This is a genomic window from Pseudomonas sp. SWI44, assembly GCF_002947915.1.
GTDB lineage: Bacteria > Pseudomonadota > Gammaproteobacteria > Pseudomonadales > Pseudomonadaceae > Aquipseudomonas > Aquipseudomonas taiwanensis.
Genome location: NZ_CP026674.1, coordinates 2,809,924 through 2,827,773, shown reverse-complemented (window position 1 = coordinate 2,827,773; position 17,850 = coordinate 2,809,924). Strand labels below are relative to the sequence as shown.

The following is a 17,850-nucleotide window of genomic DNA, read 5'->3' as shown; positions in this document are numbered from 1 at the left end:
GGAGACCGCAATGCCCGCTTCGATCACCTACCGTACCCCGGTCCAGGAGGACTGGGTCGACTACAACGGGCATCTGCGCGATGCCTATTACCTGCTGATCTTCAGCTACGCCACCGACGCATTGATGGAGCGCATCGGCCTGGATGCGGACAGCCGTGGGCAAAGCGGACATTCGCTGTTCACCCTCGAGGCGCACATCAACTACCTGCATGAAGTGAAGCTGGGCACCGAAGTGTGGGTGCAGACGCAGATCATCGGTTTCGACCGCAAGCGCCTGCACCTTTACCACAGCCTGCACCGGGCGGGGTTCGACGAAGCATTGGCGGCAAGCGAGCAGATGCTGCTGCATGTAGACCTGGCGGGGCCTAAATCGGCGCCGTTCGGGGAGCGCAGCGTGGCATTGCTCAACGACTGGGTAGAGAACCAGCGCGACCTGCCAGCGCCTGAATTCGCCGGGCGTGTGATTGGTCTTCCTGCATAGATTCCATTGCCCGCTCGCGGCTGAACCCGCTCCTCCAGGTGTTCCACGGCTCACGAGAGCAGCGGGTATCTGGAGGAGCGGGTTTTTCCGCGAATGTCCCTTGGACGCAAAAAAAAATAACCCCGGAAAGCCGTGAGCATCCGGGGCCAAGAGCGAGCAAACATCCACTGTGTGAGCGAGGGTGACCAAACCCCCTGGTACCGTGAATGAGTTCAGTGTGCTGACTTCCCCGCTCGCAGATTTAGTCGGGAACGACCTGTTCTTAGCCAAAGCAGCCATTGCGACATTCTGTCCTTGCCGCCTTGCCTGGCACGTCACAGAATCGGCTGACGATCACAGCAGCAAACAAGGACAACAGCCATGATGCATGCGGATTTGATTGATCAGGACGACCTGTTGGGCCACCTGCGCGCACGGGGATTCGACATTCCGGCCGGTGCCAGCGCCGAGCAGGCGTGCGAGGTGGTGGTTCGCGGGTTGACCGAGCCCAACGCCCGTGCCCTGAAGGGTATGGTCGAACAGATGTATACCGGTAGCGCAACGATTCTGCCGGCCGTGCGCCAGGCGATCGACAAGCAATTGCTGCCTGCGTTGGCGCAGTTCAACAAGCGCACCTGATTTCACCCACGCCCATCGCCGGCCAGCCGGCGCCTACAGGTTAGCGGGTTACCTGTAGGCGCCGGCTGACCGGCGATTGAGCGTCAGATCCTCACACTGGCGAACGTCGACTCGTTGCGCGCCTGGCTCAGGGCGGCCATCGGCCCGCTGTGCGGCGACAGGGTCATGGCCTGCGGGATCGGCATCATCGCTACCTGCTGAGCGGTGTTGGAACCGACACGCTCGTCACGCGGCGGAATACCGAAGTATTCGCGGTAGCACTTGGAGAAGTGCGGTGTGGAAACGAAGCCGCACACCGACGCCACTTCGATGATCGACATCGGCGTCTGCTTGAGCAACTGCCGCGCACGAATCAGTCTCAGCTTGAGGTAATAGCGCGACGGCGAGCAGTGCAGGTATTTCTGGAACAGGCGCTCGAGCTGGCGCCGCGACACCGACACATAAACAGCCAACTCGTCCAGGTCGATCGGCTCTTCCAGGTTGGCTTCCATCAGCGCGACGATCTCTTGCAGCTTCGGCTGGTTGGTACCAAGCATGTGCTTGAGCGGCACGCGCTGGTGATCCTGCTCGTTGCGGATGCGCTCGTAGACGAACATTTCGGAAATCGCTGCCGACAGTTCACGACCATGATCGCGGCTGATCAGGTGCAGCATCATATCCAGCGGCGCAGTGCCACCCGAGCTGGTGAAGCGGTTACGGTCCAGGGTGAACAGACGGGTGCTCATGTTCACGCGAGGGAAGGCTTCCTGCATCGCCGCCAGACATTCCCAGTGCACGCTGCAATCGAAGCCGTCGAGCAGGCCGGCACATGCCAGAGCCCAGCTGCCGGTGCATACCGCGCCAAGCCTGCGCGACTGGCGGGCCTGGGCCTGCAGCCAGGTGACATGCTCGCGGGTGACCGAACGCTGGATGCCCACGCCACCGCAGACGATCACGGTGTCCATGGGCGGTGCGTTGTTGATGGCTGCATCCGGGGTGATCTGCAGACCATCGCTGGCCCATACCTGGCCGCCATCGACTGTCAGCGTATGCCAGCGGTACAGCTCACGACCGGAGAGCTGGTTGGCCATGCGCAGCGGCTCGACGGCCGATGCCAGGGAAATCAGGGTGAAATTGTCCAGCAGGAGAAAACCGATGGACTGTGGGGCTGTGCGGTTCTGGGTTGGGTTCCCGGAGGTGTACGACGTCATCGCGATTTCTCCTCACACAAATGCAGGGTGTGCCTCAGGCGGACACTGATTTCTTGTTAGTGCCCCCGTTCGTTATGCAGGGGCTTTGCCAATCTCAACGCAAACGGCGTGCCGGAAATTGAACGCGCATCCAAAAAAAACCAAAAACGACGTCTTCTTTCGGCAAATCAAGCGTTTCGTACGCGCTTGCGGAAAAACGCAAACAGGCGCGCCAGCGCCTTTGCGTGTAACTGCTGAGCAGAACGGTAGCACGGTTGGGAAGGATGCCCAGAAGCGACACATTTGAGTGTCACCGACAATACCCACACTGAGTGCGACAGCCGACAGCCGGTACTTCCAAAAACAGCGCCCCAAAAAGGGGCGCAGAGCTCACATCAGTTCGAAATCAGCGCATCAGCATTCGATGGCACTGACTGCTAGGCCACCACGCGAGGTTTCCTTGTATTTGTCGTGCATGTCGGCGCCGGTGTCTCGCATGGTGCGGATAACCTGGTCGAGGGAAATGAAGTGCTCGCCATCCCCACGCAAAGCCATCTGCACGGCGTTGATCGCCTTCACCGCGGCAATGGCGTTGCGCTCGATGCACGGCACCTGCACCAGCCCACCAACCGGGTCGCAAGTCAGGCCAAGGTTATGCTCCAGGGCGATTTCCGCCGCGTTCTCCACTTGTGGAGGCGTTGCCCCCAGCACTTCGGCAAGGCCTGCCGCCGCCATGGCGCACGCCGAGCCCACCTCGCCCTGGCAGCCGACCTCGGCACCAGAGATGGAAGCGTTCTTCTTGCACAGGATGCCCACGGCTGCCGCGGCGAGGAAGAAGTCGACCACGCTGGACTCGTTCACCGCATCGCTGAAGCGCATGTAGTAGTGCAACACTGCCGGAATGATGCCCGCGGCGCCGTTGGTGGGCGCCGTGACCATGCGCCCGCCCGCGGCGTTCTCTTCATTGACCGCCAGGGCGAACAGGTTGACCCACTCCATCGCGCTCATGGTCGAGCCGATCACGTTGGGCTTGCCGATCTCCTTCAAGCTGCGATGCAGCTTGGCGGCGCGACGGCGGACGTTGAGCCCGCCGGGCAGCGTGCCTTCGTATTTCAGGCCGTTGTTGACGCATTCCTGCATGGCATCCCAGAGCTTGTGCAAGCCGGCGCGAATCTCTTCTTCGCTGCGCCAGACTTTCTCGTTGGCCATCATCAATTGCGACACGCTCATGTCGTTTTGTTTGCACAGGCGCAGCAGTTCGGCCGCGCTGTTGAAATCGTATGGCAACACCGTCTGGTCGGCGTCCAGCACACCGCTGGCGGCCTGGGCTGCATCGACCACGAAGCCGCCGCCTACCGAGTAATAGGTATCGCGGTGCAGCTCGCCCTGCGCGCCTTCGGCGATCAGGGTCATGGCGTTGGGGTGGTACGGCAGGTTCTCATCCAGCAGCAGCATGTCGCGGGCCCAGACGAACTCGATGGGCAGGCGCCCGTCCAGCTGCAGGGTGTTGGTTTCACGCAGGTCGGCGATGCGCGGGACGATCTGGGTGGGGTCGATGGCGTCAGGCCATTCGCCCATCAGGCCCATGATGGTGGCGTTGTCGGTGCCGTGGCCGATACCGGTGGCCGACAGCGAGCCGTACAGCCTCACCTCGATCCGTTTTACCTGTTCCAGCTCGCCGCGCTCGCGCAGCCCTTGGACGAACAGGGCGCCGGCACGCATGGGGCCAACGGTGTGGGAGCTGGAAGGCCCGACACCAATCTTGAACAGGTCGAACACGCTGATGGCCATTGTCGCTTCACCTCTTGCTGGGCTTGTCTCTGCGCGCCATGCGCAGGGCGGGGCAACTGCTAGGCTGAAGCTGCGAGCCGCCACGAATGCACGCATCATCGGGCTTTTATGCCTCCCCTCGCCGTCTGCAACCGACGTACTTTTGCTCAGCAGCGCCGCTGTCGATCCGGCCACCCGTGCGCCGTTTTCAAGCGACCTTGTGACGCAAAAACGCGGCCGACGGGGTGGAGAAATCCATAAACGACGTCGCCGATACTGGATGCGACCCGTTCCGTACTGGTTACGACCCTACCAGTAGGCGATTAACCGGCGCTGGAGGATTATCGAAAGCGACTCGTTTTGCACGGCCTCGCATCCTGCCCTCTGCAGGCCTGGTCTACCGGACCCTCAGAAAGCCCGGAGACCCACGCGAACCCGAAGATAAAATCACAGGAGTCCATCCATGAAAGGTTCACCCTCGCTGTTGCTGGTTGCGTTGCTGTCCGCACCGATGCTGGCCCAGGCTGCAGAGCCTGAGCAGTGCCAGACGGTACGTTTTTCCGACGTCGGCTGGACTGACATCACCGTAACCACCGCTACCACCAGCGTTGTGCTCGAAGCACTGGGTTACAAGACCCACACCACCATGATCTCGGTACCGGTGACCTACAAGTCGCTGGCCACCGGCAAGGACCTGGACGTGTTTCTCGGCAACTGGATGCCGACCATGGAAAACGACATCAAGCAGTACCGCGATGCCGGTACCGTGGAAACGGTGCGCGCCAACCTGGAGAACGCCAAGTACACCTTGGCCGTCCCCCAGGCGCTCTATGACAAGGGCCTGAAGGATTTCTCCGACATCCCCAAGTTCAAGAAAGAGCTGGACGGCAAGATCTACGGCATCGAGCCGGGTAACGACGGTAACCGCACCATCCAGAGCATGATCGACAAGAACGCCTTCGGCCTGAAGGACGCAGGCTTCAAGATCGTGCAGTCCAGCGAGGCCGGCATGCTGTCGCAAGTGGACAGGGCACAGAAGCGCGGCGAAGCGATCGTGTTCCTGGGCTGGGAACCGCACCCGATGAACACCCGCTTCAAGATGCAGTACCTGACCGGAGGGGACGAATTCTTCGGTCCCGATTTCGGCAAGGCCACCGTGCTGACCAATACGCGCAAAGGCTATACGCAGGAATGCAGCAACGTCGGGCAACTGTTGAAGAACCTGTCGTTCGAGCTCAAGGATGAAAGCACCATGATGGGCTATGTCCTGGACGACAAGATGAAGCCCGAGGACGCCGCCAAGAAATGGCTCAAGGCCAACCCCGGCAAGTTGGATAACTGGCTGGCCGGCGTTACCACCGTTGATGGCAAACCCGGCCTTGAGGCGGCCAAGGCCAAACTGACGCAATAACGCAAGACGCTATGGCAACACCGCCGGGGCGGGAACCTTCCCGCCCCGGACTGATTTCAATCTTTGCAGGTGGAAGCTCGCTATCATGCTTATCGATCAGAAAATACCCCTGGGGCAGTACATCGCCTCATTCGTCGAATGGTTGACCCAGAACGGCGCCAGCTACTTCGACGCCATCGCCCAAGGCCTGGAATTCATGATCCACGGCGTCACCAGCGCCCTGACGTGGTTCAACCCGTTCGTTCTGGTGGCTGTATTCGCCGCCCTCGCGCACCTGATTCAGCGCAAGTGGGCGCTGACCGCTTTCGTTGCCCTTTCCTTCCTGCTGATCCTTAACCTGGGGTACTGGCAGGAAACCATGGAGACCCTGGCACAGGTCACCTTCGCCACAGTGGTCTGCGTGGCCATCGGCGTGCCGCTGGGCATCGTCGCCGCGCACAAGCCAATGTTCTATACCGCCATGCGCCCGGTCCTCGACCTGATGCAGACCGTGCCCACCTTCGTTTACCTGATCCCGACCCTGACCTTGTTCGGGCTGGGAGTGGTGCCGGGGCTGATCTCGACGGTGGTGTTCGCCATCGCCGCCCCCATCCGCCTCACTTACCTGGGCATTTGCGACGTGCCGCAAGAGCTGATGGACGCCGGCAAGGCATTCGGCTGCTCACGCCGCCAACTGCTGACCCGCATCGAGCTGCCGCACGCGATGCCGAGCATCGCCGCCGGCGTGACCCAGTGCATCATGCTGTCGCTGTCGATGGTGGTGATCGCTGCACTGGTAGGGGCCGATGGCCTGGGCAAACCTGTGGTCAACGCACTGAACACCGCTGATATTTCCCTGGGCTTCGAAGCGGGCCTGGCGATCGTGCTGCTGGCGATCATGCTCGACCGTATCTGCAAGCAACCGGAGCTGCCGGTAAGGGGTGAAGCATGAGCATCATTCGATTCGAAGACGTCGACGTCATCTTCTCCAACAAGCCACGCGAGGCGCTGGCCCTGCTCGACCAGGGCAAGACCCGCGAGCAGATCCTCAAGCAGACCGGCCTCGTGGTGGGCGTGGAAAAGGCCAACCTGGATATCAACAAAGGCGAGATCTGCGTGCTCATGGGCCTGTCGGGCTCGGGCAAGTCGAGCCTGCTGCGCTGCATCAACGGCCTGAACACCGTCAGCCGCGGCAAACTGTTCGTCGAGCATGAAGGCCGGAACATCGACATTGCCCACTGCACCCCGGCCGAGCTGAAAATGATGCGCACCAAGCGCATCGCCATGGTGTTCCAGAAGTTTGCCCTGATGCCTTGGCTGACGGTGCGCGAGAACATCAGCTTCGGCCTCGAAATGCAGGGCCGTCCGGAGAAGGAACGGCGCAAGCTGGTGGACGAAAAGCTTGAACTGGTGGGCCTGACCCAATGGCGCAACAAGAAGCCGGACGAACTGTCAGGCGGCATGCAGCAACGTGTGGGTCTGGCCCGCGCACTGGCCATGGATGCCGACATCCTGCTGATGGACGAACCCTTCTCCGCGCTTGACCCGCTGATCCGCCAGGGCCTGCAGGACGAGCTGCTGGCGCTGCAAAGCAAGTTGAGCAAGACCATCGTGTTCGTCAGCCACGACCTGGACGAGGCGCTGAAACTGGGCAGCCGCATCGCCATCATGAAAGATGGCCGGATCATCCAGTACAGCAAGCCCGAGGAAATCGTCCTCAACCCGGCGGATGAGTATGTGCGCACCTTCGTCGCCCACACCAACCCGCTCAACGTGCTGTGCGGCCGCAGCCTGATGCGCAGCCTGGACAACTGCAAACGGGTCAACGGCTCGGTTTGCCTGGACCCAGGTATCGACTCGTGGCTGGACCTTGGCGAAGGAGGCTCGCTCAAGCGCGCACGCCAGGGCCAGAACGGCCTGGACATGCAGAAATGGGCACCGGGGCAGGATGTAGAGCTGCTCGAACGCAGGCCAACTGTGGTGCACGCCGATATCGGCATGCGTGAGGCGCTGCAGATTCGTTATCAGACGGGCAACAAGCTGGTGCTGCAGGATAACGACAAAGTGGTAGGGATTCTCGGGGATACCGAGTTGTATCACGCGTTGCTGGGCAAGACCCACGGATGATGCAATTGGGGCCGCCTTGCGGCCCATCGCCGGCGAGCGGGCTCCTCTGGAGGGCCGGCTACGGCAGATGGGCCGCAAAGCGGCCCCAATCATTGTTCAGCGCACCACAATCCCGCGCGAAGCCATGTAGGCCTTGGCTTCCGGTACCGTGTACTCACCGAAGTGGAAGATACTGGCCGCCAGAACCGCACTGGCATGCCCTTCCAGAATGCCGTCGGCCAGGTGCTGCAGGTTACCCACACCACCCGAAGCGATCACCGGAATCCCCAGCGCATCGCTGATGGCCCGGGTCACACCCAGGTCGAAACCGTTCTTCATGCCGTCCTGATCCATGCTGGTCAGCAGGATTTCGCCGGCCCCCAGACCTTCCATCTTCTTCGCCCACTCGACGGCATCCAGGCCGGTCGGCTTGCGGCCACCGTGGGTGAAGATCTCCCAACGCGGCGCTTCGCCGGGGCCGGAAACCTTCTTCGCGTCGATGGCGACGACGATGCACTGCGAACCGAAACGGTCGGCAGCTTCACCGACGAACTCGGGGTTGAACACCGCCGCGGTGTTGATCGAGACCTTGTCGGCACCGGCATTGAGCAGGTTGCGGATGTCCTGCACGGTGCGCACGCCACCGCCCACGGTCAGCGGAATGAACACCTGGCTGGCCATGCGCTCGACGGTATGCAGGGTGGTGTCGCGACCGTCGACGCTGGCGGTGATGTCGAGGAAGGTGATCTCGTCGGCACCTTGCTCATTGTAGCGACGGGCGATTTCCACCGGGTCGCCGGCATCCCGAATGTTCTCGAACTTGACGCCCTTGACCACCCGGCCGTTGTCCACGTCCAGGCAAGGGATGATGCGCTTGGCCAGTGCCATGGTTCAGTCCTCAGCCTTGGTAGTTGTCGCAGAAGGCCTGGGCCTCGGCGACATCGAGGGTGCCTTCGTAGATGGCACGGCCGGTGATGGCGCCAATGATGCCAGGGGCCTTGGCATCCAGCAGGGCCTTGATGTCGCCCAGGTTGTGAATGCCGCCCGAAGCGATGACCGGGATCGACGTGGCTTCGGCCAGAGCCTTGGTGAAGGGCACGTTGCAGCCCTGCATCATGCCGTCCTTGGCGATGTCGGTGTAGACGATCGCCGAGACGCCATCGGCCTCGAAACGCTTGGCCAGGTCGATGACCTGCACCGCGCTGACTTCTGCCCAGCCATCGGTGGCGACGAAACCGTCCTTGGCGTCCAGGCCGACGATGACCTTGCCCGGGAAGGCCTTGCAGGCCTCGGCGACGAACTCAGGCTGCTTGACCGCCTTGGTGCCGATGATCACGTAGCTGACGCCAGCCTTGACGTAATGCTCGATGGTTTCCAGCGAGCGGATGCCACCGCCGATCTGGATCGGCAGGTTCGGGTAACGCTTGGCGATGGCAGTCACCACCTCGCCATTGACCGGCTGGCCTTCGAAGGCGCCGTTGAGGTCAACCAGGTGCAGGCGGCGGCAGCCACCTTCGACCCACTTGGCGGCCATGCTCACCGGGTCGTCGGAAAATACCGTGGAGTCTTCCATACGGCCCTGGCGCAGACGTACGCAGGCACCGTCCTTGAGATCGATAGCGGGGATAATCAGCATCTTGGAAACCTGTCTATTCGGTGGAGTTCAGGGCTTCTCGAGCGCCCACAGGTCGCTTTCGATGCTCTCGAACCGCTCCTTGAGGTGCAGCTGAACATCGGCAATCGCCCTGTTGTAGTAAAGGGGTGCAATTTCTTTGCTGAACAGCTCGAGGACCTCAGCCACCTCGAACGACCCCAGCTCCAGCTCGAAGCGGTCTTCAAGGAAGCGCTTCAAGGTATCGAGCGCTTCGCGCTCCTGCTCGGGTGCCAGGGTGATGACCGGGGCCTTGGTCCGCGACCTGCTCATTTACCAGCGCCCGTCCCAGGCCACGAAGTTCTGCAGCAGCTGCAGACCGTGGGTGTGGCTCTTCTCCGGGTGGAACTGCACGGCAAAGCGCGAACCATCAGCCAATGCTGCGGCGAAGTCGACGCCATAGTGGCCACGACCGACCACCTGGCCGGGCTTGCCGGCGTTGATGTAATAGCTGTGCACGAAGTAGAACCGTGCGCGGTCGGGAATGTCATGCCACAGCGGGTGGTCGATGGTCTGGCTGACTTCGTTCCAACCCATGTGCGGCACCTTCAGGTGCTCGCCGTCTTCTTGCAGGTCTTTGCCGAAAAAGCGCACCTGGCCGGGGAACAGGCCGATGCAGTCGACACCGTCGTTTTCCTCGCTGTGGTCCAGCAGCGCTTGCATGCCGACGCAGATCCCGAGGAACGGGCGGTCCTGGCTGACCTCGCGCACCAGGCTGTCGAAGCCCAGGCGGCGGATTTCGGCCATGCAGTCGCGAATCGCGCCCACACCCGGGAACACCACGCGGTCCGCCTCGCGGATGACTGCGGCGTCGCTGGTCACCAGCACCTTGCCGGCGCCGACGTGTTCAAGCGCCTTGGCCACCGAGTGCAAGTTGCCCATGCCATAGTCGATTACGGCTACCGTCTGCATTTACAGGCATCCCTTGGTGGAAGGCATCTGTCCGGCCATGCGCTCGTCCAGCGTCACCGCCATGCGCAGCGCGCGGCCGAAGGCCTTGAACACGGTTTCGATCTGGTGGTGGGTGTTATGGCCCCGCAGGTTGTCGATGTGCAGGGTCACCAAGGCATGGTTGACGAAGCCCTGGAAGAACTCCTGGAACAGGTCGACGTCGAAACCGCCAACGGTGGCGCGGGTATAGGGCACATGCATCTGCAGGCCTGGACGGCCCGAGAAGTCGATGACCACGCGCGACAGGGCTTCGTCCAGCGGCACGTAGGCATGGCCGTAGCGGAAGATACCCTTCTTGTCACCGATGGCCTGGGCGAATGCCTGGCCCAGGGTAATGCCGACGTCTTCGACGGTATGGTGATCGTCGATATGCAGGTCACCCTTGCACTCGATATCCAGATCGATCAGCCCGTGTCGGGCGATCTGGTCGAGCATGTGTTCAAGGAAAGGCACGCCGATATCGAATCGGGCCTTGCCACTGCCATCGAGGTTGATCGAGCACTTGACCTGGGTTTCCAGGGTATTGCGCTCGACGGAAGCCTTACGTTCGACCATCACCAGCTCCGCAAAATCATTGGGCGAAAAGGGCTCCATTATAGGCCCAAGACGCGCCAGCTTGAAACGCGGATGACATATGGCAGGCAAAGCAATTTCGCAAGGCCGAATGCGCTACAGGTCTATACAAGCTGTGTTGCCCCTATCACCAGCAAGCCGACGCCTCCACCAGACACCGGTAGGCGGCGGCTTGCCGGCGATAGCGGCCGGACGATCAGTGGAACAGAACGGCCGTCTTCTGCAGGGTGATCCACACCCCCCAGGCCAACGGAATCACCACCACCGCCCAGGCGAACAGCACCAGCGGCAGGCTGCCCGGTGCCGCATGCCATTCCAGCGAGCGAGCGCCATCGGCGCCTTTGTCATGGCTCAACGCACGCTCTGCGGCCAACTCGGCGTCGGTCATGAAGTGCTTGTCCGCCACCGGACGTACCAGCAGGTTGCAGATGAAACCCAGCACCAGCAGGCCGGCAAGGATGTACAGGGTCATGTCATACGCCGCTGCACGTTCGACACCCGCTGCCAGCTGATATTCGCGCAGGTAGGTGATCAGCACTGGCCCCAGCACGCCCGCCGCCGCCCAGGCAGTCAGCAGGCGACCGTGAATGGCACCCACCATCTGTGTACCGAACAGGTCGGCCAGGTAAGCCGGCACCGTGGCGAAACCACCACCGTACATCGACAGGATGATGCAGAACGCCGCTACGAACAGTGCCACGTTGCCCAGGTGGCCCATGTTCGGCACCAGGCTGTAGAGGCCCACGCCCAGGGCGAAGAAGGCAAAATAGGTGTTCTTGCGGCCGATGTAGTCGGAGAACGAAGCCCAGAAGAAGCGACCACCGATGTTGAACAGGCTCAGCAAACCGGTGAACCCAGCGGCAATGGCGGCGATCTGCGCCAGTTGCGCGGCATTGAGTTCGCTGAAGCTGAGCTGGTTGCCCAGCAGCTTGCCGGCGAAGACTTCCTGCAGCAGTGGCGAAGCCATGCCCAGGATGCCAATGCCCGCCGAAACATTCAGGCACAGCACCAGCCAGATCAGCGCGAACTGTGGGGTCTTCCAGGCCACGCTGACGTGAACGTGGCGGTCGGTGACCATCGCGTTGGCTTTCTTCACCGGCGCGGTCCAGCCCTCAGGCTTCCAGCCGGTCGGCGGCACGCGGTAGGCCAGGGCGCCAGCGGTCATGAATACGAAGTAGATCGCGGCCATCGCCACAAAACTCTGCCATACGCCCACTTCCTGCGCGTTGCCGAAGTGGCCCATCAATGCGGTCGCCAGCGGGGCGCCAACCATCGCACCACCGCCAAAGCCCATGATCGCCATGCCGGTCGCCATGCCACGCTTGTCCGGGAACCACTTGATCAGGGTCGACACGGGGGAGATATAACCCAGGCCCAGGCCGATGCCACCGATGACGCCGGACCCCAGCCACATCAGCCACAATTGGTGGGTCTTCACGCCAATCGCCGAGATCAGCATGCCACCACACCAGCACAGCGCCGATACCAGGCCAGCCTTGCGCGGACCGGCGTGTTCCAGCCAACCGCCAAGCACAGCGGCCGAGCAGCCGAGGAAGACGAAGAACAGGGTGTAGATCCAGCTCAACATCGAGATAGGCCAATCGCACTCAGCGGTGAACAACTTGGCGATGAAGCCCATGTCGGCCGAACAGGCGACTGGGGCACTGATACCGATGGCCTGGGACAGTGGCAACCAGAATACCGAGAAGCCATAGGCCATGCCGATGCACAGGTGAATGGCCAGGGCTGCCGGGGGTACCAGCCAGCGGTTGAAGCCCGGACGGGCGATGATGCGCTCCTTCGACAGGAAGCTCGGCGCAGTGGCGACCGCTCCTGCCGTGATACTGCTGTTCATGGATTCGATCCTTTTGTAGGTAGACGATGCTCGCGGATTGAATGCCCGGCTCTTCTGGCTGCACACAAGGCAAGGCCCGGCCATTTGCGGCAACGTCCGCGACAATCCGTCGCGGCGCTCCGTGGAAGCGGCGCAAGGTTAACAGGATCAAGTGACATGAAAGCAATCTGATATCGTTATTTTTTGAACCGCTGAATCGGTATTGCTGCACCCTTCCTTCGTAGGAAATACCCTGTGCCTCTTGTCGAATACGCAGGCACAACCCGTGCGGCGCTATACTCTGCCGCTTGAATTCAAAAATCGGACTACAAGGACTCGCCCATGAAAGCGTTCGGCAAAATCCTGGGGCTTGGGTTACTCGGGTTGCTGCTGATCATCGTGGCGCTGGGCTTCGCCCTGACCCACCTCTTCGATCCCAACGACTATAAAGACGAGATTCGCCAGCTGGCGCGCGACAAGGCGCACGTTGAACTGACCCTCAATGGCGACATCGGCTGGAGCCTGTTCCCCTGGTTGGGCCTGGAGCTGCACGATGCCAGCATCGCTACGCTCACGGCGCCGAAGCAACCGTTCGCCGACCTGCAGATGCTGGGCCTGTCGGTACGTGTGCTGCCGCTGCTGCGCCGCGAAGTACAAATGAGCGATGTCCGTGTAGAAGGCCTGAACCTGACCCTGGCCCGCGACGAGCACGGCCACGGCAACTGGGAAGACATCGGCAAACCCCTGCCCGCACAGACCGGCGCCCCCGCCGACGCGCCTGCGCAAGCTCCCGCCGAACCCACCTCGACACCCTCGGACAGCGGTAGCGAACGCTCGGTCAAACTCGACATCGACAGCCTGACCGTGAACAACGCGCGCGTGCAGTACACCGATGCCAAGAGCGGCCAGGCCTTCAGCGCCGAAAGCATCCAGTTGAGCACCGGCCCCGTTCACGAAGGCGCGAACATCCCGCTCAAGGCCAGCGCCTTCCTCAGTGCCAGCCAACCGAATATCAAGGCCCGCACCGAGTTGGCGGGTGAACTGCGCTTCGATCGCAAGCTCAAGCGTTACAACTTCGAGGACATGCGACTTTCTGGCGAAACGTCGGGCGAGCCCCTGGCCGGCAAAACCATGACCTTCTCCGCGCAAGGCCAGCTGCTGGTGGACCTGGCGGCCAACGTGGCCTCCTGGAGCGGGCTCAAGGTCTCGGCCAACCAGATGCGCGCGCTCGGCGAGCTGAACGTGCGTGACCTGGACAAGACGCCGCAGCTCAGTGGCGGCCTGTCCATCGCCCAGTTCGACCTGCGCACCTTCCTCGACGGCATCGGCCACCCGCTGCCAGCCACCAACGACCCGACCGTCTTCGGCAAGCTGGAACTGGTCAGCCGCCTGCAAGGCACGCCCAATAGCCTGACCCTGGAAGACCTGGCGGTGAAGCTCGACGACAGCGGCTTCAGTGGTCGGGTGGCCATCGAAGACTTCGCCAAGCAGGCCCTGCGCCTGCAACTCAAAGGCGACACCTTCGACGCCGACCGCTACTTGCCGGCCAAGAGCGAAGAGGCCAAGGGCGCCACCGCCGCCCGCCAGGCCGAGGTCAAGCAGCAGGAGGCCAGCGCCGTCGCAGGTGCCGGCACCTCGCCGCTGCCCAATGCCCCGACCCAGGTAGCCTGGAGCAACGACAAACTGTTGCCGGTGGACCGCCTGCGTGCCCTGGACCTGCAGGCTGACATTGCGTTCGGCTCGCTGACCCTGGACAAGCTGCCCATCAGCGACGCCCAGCTGGCCGTCACCGGCCAGGGTGGCTTGGTCACTCTGCAGACCCTGCGCGGCGGCCTGTACAACGGCAGCTTCGACGCCAAAGGCACCGTCGACGTGCGCCCCGCTGTGCCGCAAATCGGCATCAGCACCAAGATCAACCGGGTGCCGGTCGAGCATTTCATCAAGGCTGAAGGCAAGGAACAGGCACCTCCAGTCAAGGGGCTGCTCACCCTGTCCAGCGACCTTACCGCCACCGGCAACAGCCAGAAAGCGCTGATCGACACCCTCAACGGCGCCGCCAACTTCACCATCAATGACGGTGTGCTGGTCAATGCCAACCTCGAACAGCAACTGTGCCAAGCCATCGCCACGCTGAACCGCAAGTCGCTCAGCGGCGAGCCACGCGGCAAGGACACCCCGTTCGAAGAACTGCGCGGCAGCCTGGTGATACGCAACGGCGTGGCCAGCAACCCGGACCTCAAGGCCCGCATTCCCGGCCTGACCGTCAATGGCCAGGGCGACCTCGACCTGCGTGTGCTGGGCATGGACTACAACGTTGGCGTGATCGTGGAAGGTGACCAGCGCGCCATGCCGGACCCTGCCTGCCAGGTCAACGAGCGTTTCGTGGGCATTGAAGTGCCGTTGCGTTGCCGTGGCCCGCTGGAGCTGGGCGCCAAAGCCTGCCGCCTCGATCAGGAAGGCCTGGGCAAGGTCGCCGCCAAGCTGGCCGGTAACCGCCTTAAAGACAAGATTGACGAAAAACTCGGAGACAAGGTGAGCCCAGAACTCAAAGACGCGCTCAAGGGGCTGTTCAAGCGATGAGCCCCGAGCAGTTCTCCAGCGCCGTGCTGGATTGGTACGACCAGCACGGTCGGCATGACCTGCCCTGGCAACAGGGCATCACCCCGTATCGGGTGTGGGTGTCGGAAATCATGTTGCAACAGACCCAGGTGAGCACCGTGCTCAACTACTTCGACCGCTTCATGCAGGCCCTGCCCACCGTGCAGGCCCTGGCGGCCGCGCCGGAGGACGAAGTGCTGCACCTGTGGACGGGCCTGGGCTACTACACCCGCGCCCGCAACTTGCAGAAAGCCGCGAAAATGGTGGTCGAGCAGTACGGCGGCGAGTTCCCGCGTAGCGTCGAGCAGCTCACCGAGTTGCCGGGTATCGGCCGCTCGACGGCCGGCGCCATCGCCAGCATCAGCATGGGCATCCGCGCACCGATCCTCGATGGCAACGTCAAGCGCGTGCTCGCCCGCTACACCGCTCAAGCTGGCTACCCAGGCGAGCCAAAAGTGGCCAATGCACTGTGGGCCACCGCCGAGCGCTTCACCCCGCAGCAGCGCGCCAACCACTACACCCAGGCGATGATGGACATGGGCGCAACGCTGTGCACCCGCAGCAAGCCCAGTTGCCTGATCTGCCCATTGCAGCGCGGCTGCGAGGCGCACCTGCACGGCGAAGAAACCCGCTACCCCGAACCCAAGCCGCGCAAAGCCCTGCCCCAGCGCCGCACGCTGATGCCGCTGCTGGCCAACCACGAAGGCGCCATTCTGCTGTATCGCCGCCCCTCCAGCGGCCTGTGGGGTGGCCTGTGGAGCCTGCCCGAACTGGACGACATCGAACAGCTCGACGACCTGGCCTACCAACACGGCTTGCGCCTGGCCGACAGCCGCGCGCTAGAAGGCCTGACTCACACTTTCAGCCATTTCCAGCTGGCGATCGAGCCTTGGCTGGTCCGCGTCGACCCGGTCGGCCAGCCCGTGGCCGAGGCCGACTGGCTCTGGTATAACCTCGCCACCCCGCCGCGCCTGGGCCTCGCCGCCCCGGTCAAGAAGCTGCTCAAACGCGCGGCCGACGAACTGATTGCAGGAGAAGCACGATGACCCGCACCGTGATGTGCCGCAAATACAAAGAAGAACTGCCAGGCCTGGACCGCCCGCCCTACCCCGGCGCCAAAGGCCAGGACATTTTCGAACACATCTCGCAGAAGGCCTGGGCCGACTGGCAGAAGCACCAGACCATGCTGATCAACGAAAAGCGCCTGAACATGATGAACGGTGAAGACCGCAAGTACCTCCAGGGCGAAATGGACAAGTTTTTCGCCGGCGAAGAATACGCCCAGGCCGAAGGCTACGTTCCGCCGGCCGAATGACCCCAGAAAACGTAAGCGACGGAATTAATTTAAAATTTTTTCAAAAAGTCGTTGACGGACGGTCTGGAAATCTATTTAATGCACCTCGTCGCCCAGATAGCTCAGTCGGTAGAGCAGAGGATTGAAAATCCTCGTGTCGGCGGTTCGACTCCGTCTCTGGGCACCACCTTCAAGCTTCTGGTGGTTGCAAAGTTACCCGAAGCGACAACAAGAAACCCGCCTAGTGCGGGTTTTTTGTTGTCTGGGATTTTCTCCGAGAAAGGCAGCGCTTGTTGTACGCGCCTGATGCAGTGCGCTCGCCAAGCTGGCAGTAAGCCTTGATCAGTATCAAGTCGCCAGCAATTGCTCATCCCTACACTGCGGTTCAACCCTCCGAGTCGACCCGCAAGGACCTCCATGAGCGAAGAATCCCCCCTCCTCCTTCCCGCCCCCAGCGAATCCGCCCCAAGCGCCAAACCGACACCTCGCCCCCGCCGGCCACGCCAGCGCAAGCCCGAACCCACCATTACCCGTGTCAGCCAGCAGCCCGCCGCGCTTGAGGTGGCGACGGCCCCCAAGGGCAGCAACGAGGACAGCACTTCAGCGCGCCTGCCGGCCACCTACCCGTACCGCACCCGCCTGCGCCGCCAGGACTATGAGAAGGCCAAGCACGCGCTGCAAATCGAGTTGCTGAAGGTACAAAGCTGGGTGAAGGAAACCGGCCAGCGCGTGGTGATCCTGTTCGAGGGTCGGGACGCGGCAGGCAAGGGCGGCACCATCAAGCGCTTCATGGAGCACCTCAACCCACGGGGTGCCCGGATCGTCGCACTGGAGAAGCCTTCGGAACAGGAAAAGGGCCAGTGGTACTTCCAGCGTTACATCCAGCACCTGCCCACGGCAGGCGAAATGGTGTTCTTCGACCGCTCCTGGTACAACCGCGCCGGGGTCGAGAAGGTCATGGATTTCTGCACACCGCTGCAATACCTGGAGTTCATGCGCCAGGCGCCCGACCTTGAACGCATGCTGTGCAACAGCGGCATCCTGCTGTTCAAGTACTGGTTCTCGGTAAACCGCGAGGAACAGCTACGCCGCTTCATCTCACGCCGCGACGACCCGCTCAAGCACTGGAAGCTGTCGCCGATCGACATCAAGTCGCTGGACAAGTGGGAGGACTACACCGCCGCCAAGGAGGCGATGTTCTTCCATACCGACACAGCCGATGCGCCATGGACGGTGATCAAGTCCGACGACAAGAAACGCGCACGCATCAACTGCATCCGCCATTTCCTGCATTCACTGGATTACCCCGGCAAGGACCACAGCGTCGCGCACGCCCCAGATCCCTTGCTGGTGGGCAAAGCCTCCAAGGGGTTCGAAGAGGATGAGCCGGCTCAGTTGAATACCTAGGGGGTCTG

At 62.2% G+C, this 17,850-nt stretch carries 17 protein-coding genes and 1 tRNA gene; 10 read left to right on the top strand and 8 right to left on the bottom strand.

The window, feature by feature from the left end; all coding sequences use genetic code 11:
* Positions 1–10: 10 nt before the first annotated feature.
* Both C4Q26_RS13320 and C4Q26_RS13315 read left to right on the top strand, forming a co-directional pair.
* Positions 11–481: a thioesterase family protein gene (locus C4Q26_RS13320; RefSeq protein WP_023382787.1), complete on the top strand. Its 471-nt coding sequence runs from the start codon at positions 11–13 to the stop codon at positions 479–481.
* Positions 482–841: 360 nt separating this feature from the next.
* Entirely contained in the window at positions 842–1,099 is a 258-nt protein-coding gene (locus C4Q26_RS13315) for a hypothetical protein (RefSeq protein WP_023382788.1), read from the top strand.
* Positions 1,100–1,182: 83 nt separating this feature from the next.
* Here the strand turns inward: C4Q26_RS13315 and C4Q26_RS13310 are convergent, their stop codons facing one another.
* Entirely contained in the window at positions 1,183–2,289 is a 1,107-nt protein-coding gene (locus tag C4Q26_RS13310) for a GlxA family transcriptional regulator (RefSeq protein ID WP_023382789.1), read from the bottom strand.
* A 393-nt stretch (positions 2,290–2,682) separates the two neighbouring features.
* Positions 2,683–4,059 carry an L-serine ammonia-lyase gene (locus C4Q26_RS13305; protein ID WP_023382790.1) on the bottom strand — a complete coding sequence of 459 codons (1,377 nt, stop codon included), beginning with the start codon at positions 4,057–4,059 and terminating at the stop codon, positions 2,683–2,685.
* A 442-nt stretch (positions 4,060–4,501) separates the two neighbouring features.
* Between C4Q26_RS13305 and C4Q26_RS13300 the strand changes: the two genes are divergently transcribed.
* The 3 genes from C4Q26_RS13300 to choV all read left to right on the top strand — a co-directional run bounded on the left by C4Q26_RS13300 (position 4,502) and on the right by choV (position 7,555).
* Positions 4,502–5,449: a choline ABC transporter substrate-binding protein gene (locus C4Q26_RS13300; protein WP_023382791.1), complete on the top strand. Its 948-nt coding sequence runs from the start codon at positions 4,502–4,504 to the stop codon at positions 5,447–5,449.
* A gap of 82 nt (positions 5,450–5,531) precedes the next feature.
* Positions 5,532–6,380: a choline ABC transporter permease subunit gene (gene choW / locus C4Q26_RS13295; protein ID WP_177325271.1), complete on the top strand. Its 849-nt coding sequence runs from the start codon at positions 5,532–5,534 to the stop codon at positions 6,378–6,380.
* Positions 6,377–7,555, top strand: a complete 1,179-nt coding sequence (gene choV / locus C4Q26_RS13290) for a choline ABC transporter ATP-binding protein (protein ID WP_023382793.1) — start codon at positions 6,377–6,379, stop codon at positions 7,553–7,555. Before choW ends, choV begins: the two co-directional genes overlap by 4 nt.
* Before the next feature lie 96 nt (positions 7,556–7,651).
* Here choV and hisF read toward each other — a convergent pair whose 3' ends face one another.
* The 6 genes from hisF to C4Q26_RS13260 form a co-directional block, all read right to left on the bottom strand.
* Complete coding sequence (hisF, locus tag C4Q26_RS13285) at positions 7,652–8,422, bottom strand: imidazole glycerol phosphate synthase subunit HisF (RefSeq protein WP_011536177.1); 771 nt, start codon at positions 8,420–8,422, stop codon at positions 7,652–7,654.
* Positions 8,423–8,432: 10 nt separating this feature from the next.
* Entirely contained in the window at positions 8,433–9,170 is a 738-nt protein-coding gene (hisA, locus tag C4Q26_RS13280) for a 1-(5-phosphoribosyl)-5-[(5-phosphoribosylamino)methylideneamino]imidazole-4-carboxamide isomerase (RefSeq protein WP_104883167.1), read from the bottom strand.
* A 27-nt stretch (positions 9,171–9,197) separates the two neighbouring features.
* Positions 9,198–9,458 (bottom strand): DUF2164 domain-containing protein, encoded by a 261-nt coding sequence (locus tag C4Q26_RS13275; RefSeq protein ID WP_023382795.1) that lies wholly within the window; start codon positions 9,456–9,458, stop codon positions 9,198–9,200.
* Complete coding sequence (gene hisH / locus C4Q26_RS13270; RefSeq protein ID WP_023382796.1) at positions 9,459–10,097, bottom strand: imidazole glycerol phosphate synthase subunit HisH; 639 nt, start codon at positions 10,095–10,097, stop codon at positions 9,459–9,461.
* The gene (hisB, locus tag C4Q26_RS13265) at positions 10,098–10,691 is read right to left on the bottom strand and encodes an imidazoleglycerol-phosphate dehydratase HisB (RefSeq protein ID WP_027907596.1); all 594 of its coding nucleotides are present in this window, start codon (positions 10,689–10,691) and stop codon (positions 10,098–10,100) included.
* A 214-nt stretch (positions 10,692–10,905) separates the two neighbouring features.
* Entirely contained in the window at positions 10,906–12,564 is a 1,659-nt protein-coding gene (locus C4Q26_RS13260; protein WP_023382798.1) for an OFA family MFS transporter, read from the bottom strand.
* 321 nt (positions 12,565–12,885) lie between these two features.
* Here C4Q26_RS13260 and C4Q26_RS13255 point away from each other — a divergent pair, with 321 nt between their 5' ends.
* The 5 genes from C4Q26_RS13255 (at position 12,886) to ppk2 (ending at position 17,842) form a co-directional block, all read left to right on the top strand.
* Positions 12,886–15,123, top strand: coding sequence for an AsmA family protein (locus C4Q26_RS13255; protein WP_023382799.1), 2,238 nt, complete (start codon positions 12,886–12,888; stop codon positions 15,121–15,123).
* Positions 15,120–16,187 (top strand): A/G-specific adenine glycosylase, encoded by a 1,068-nt coding sequence (mutY, locus tag C4Q26_RS13250; RefSeq protein ID WP_027907597.1) that lies wholly within the window; start codon positions 15,120–15,122, stop codon positions 16,185–16,187. Before C4Q26_RS13255 ends, mutY begins: the two co-directional genes overlap by 4 nt.
* Positions 16,184–16,456, top strand: coding sequence for an oxidative damage protection protein (locus C4Q26_RS13245; protein ID WP_023382801.1), 273 nt, complete (start codon positions 16,184–16,186; stop codon positions 16,454–16,456). The genes mutY and C4Q26_RS13245 overlap by 4 nt, the downstream gene beginning before the upstream one ends.
* Before the next feature lie 90 nt (positions 16,457–16,546).
* Positions 16,547–16,622: transfer RNA gene (locus C4Q26_RS13240), tRNA-Phe, on the top strand.
* A gap of 230 nt (positions 16,623–16,852) precedes the next feature.
* On the top strand, positions 16,853–17,842 hold the full coding sequence (gene ppk2 / locus C4Q26_RS13235) for a polyphosphate kinase 2 (RefSeq protein ID WP_023382802.1): 990 nt from the start codon (positions 16,853–16,855) through the stop codon (positions 17,840–17,842).
* Positions 17,843–17,850: the final 8 nt, after the last annotated feature.

Excerpts from the sequence above, each read along its gene's own strand:
- C4Q26_RS13320 (WP_023382787.1), top strand. The coding sequence starts at position 11 with ATGCCCGCTTCGATCACCTACCGTACCCCGGTCCAGGAGGACTGGGTC.
- C4Q26_RS13315 (WP_023382788.1), top strand. The coding sequence starts at position 842 with ATGATGCATGCGGATTTGATTGATCAGGACGACCTGTTGGGCCACCTG.
- C4Q26_RS13310 (WP_023382789.1), bottom strand. The coding sequence starts at position 2,289 with ATGACGTCGTACACCTCCGGGAACCCAACCCAGAACCGCACAGCCCCA.
- C4Q26_RS13305 (WP_023382790.1), bottom strand. The coding sequence starts at position 4,059 with ATGGCCATCAGCGTGTTCGACCTGTTCAAGATTGGTGTCGGGCCTTCC.
- C4Q26_RS13300 (WP_023382791.1), top strand. The coding sequence starts at position 4,502 with ATGAAAGGTTCACCCTCGCTGTTGCTGGTTGCGTTGCTGTCCGCACCG.
- choV (WP_023382793.1), top strand. The coding sequence starts at position 6,377 with ATGAGCATCATTCGATTCGAAGACGTCGACGTCATCTTCTCCAACAAG.
- hisF (WP_011536177.1), bottom strand. The coding sequence starts at position 8,422 with ATGGCACTGGCCAAGCGCATCATCCCTTGCCTGGACGTGGACAACGGC.
- hisA (WP_104883167.1), bottom strand. The coding sequence starts at position 9,170 with ATGCTGATTATCCCCGCTATCGATCTCAAGGACGGTGCCTGCGTACGT.
- C4Q26_RS13275 (WP_023382795.1), bottom strand. The coding sequence starts at position 9,458 with ATGAGCAGGTCGCGGACCAAGGCCCCGGTCATCACCCTGGCACCCGAG.
- hisH (WP_023382796.1), bottom strand. The coding sequence starts at position 10,097 with ATGCAGACGGTAGCCGTAATCGACTATGGCATGGGCAACTTGCACTCG.
- hisB (WP_027907596.1), bottom strand. The coding sequence starts at position 10,691 with ATGGTCGAACGTAAGGCTTCCGTCGAGCGCAATACCCTGGAAACCCAG.
- C4Q26_RS13260 (WP_023382798.1), bottom strand. The coding sequence starts at position 12,564 with ATGAACAGCAGTATCACGGCAGGAGCGGTCGCCACTGCGCCGAGCTTC.
- C4Q26_RS13255 (WP_023382799.1), top strand. The coding sequence starts at position 12,886 with ATGAAAGCGTTCGGCAAAATCCTGGGGCTTGGGTTACTCGGGTTGCTG.
- mutY (WP_027907597.1), top strand. The coding sequence starts at position 15,120 with ATGAGCCCCGAGCAGTTCTCCAGCGCCGTGCTGGATTGGTACGACCAG.
- C4Q26_RS13245 (WP_023382801.1), top strand. The coding sequence starts at position 16,184 with ATGACCCGCACCGTGATGTGCCGCAAATACAAAGAAGAACTGCCAGGC.
- ppk2 (WP_023382802.1), top strand. The coding sequence starts at position 16,853 with ATGAGCGAAGAATCCCCCCTCCTCCTTCCCGCCCCCAGCGAATCCGCC.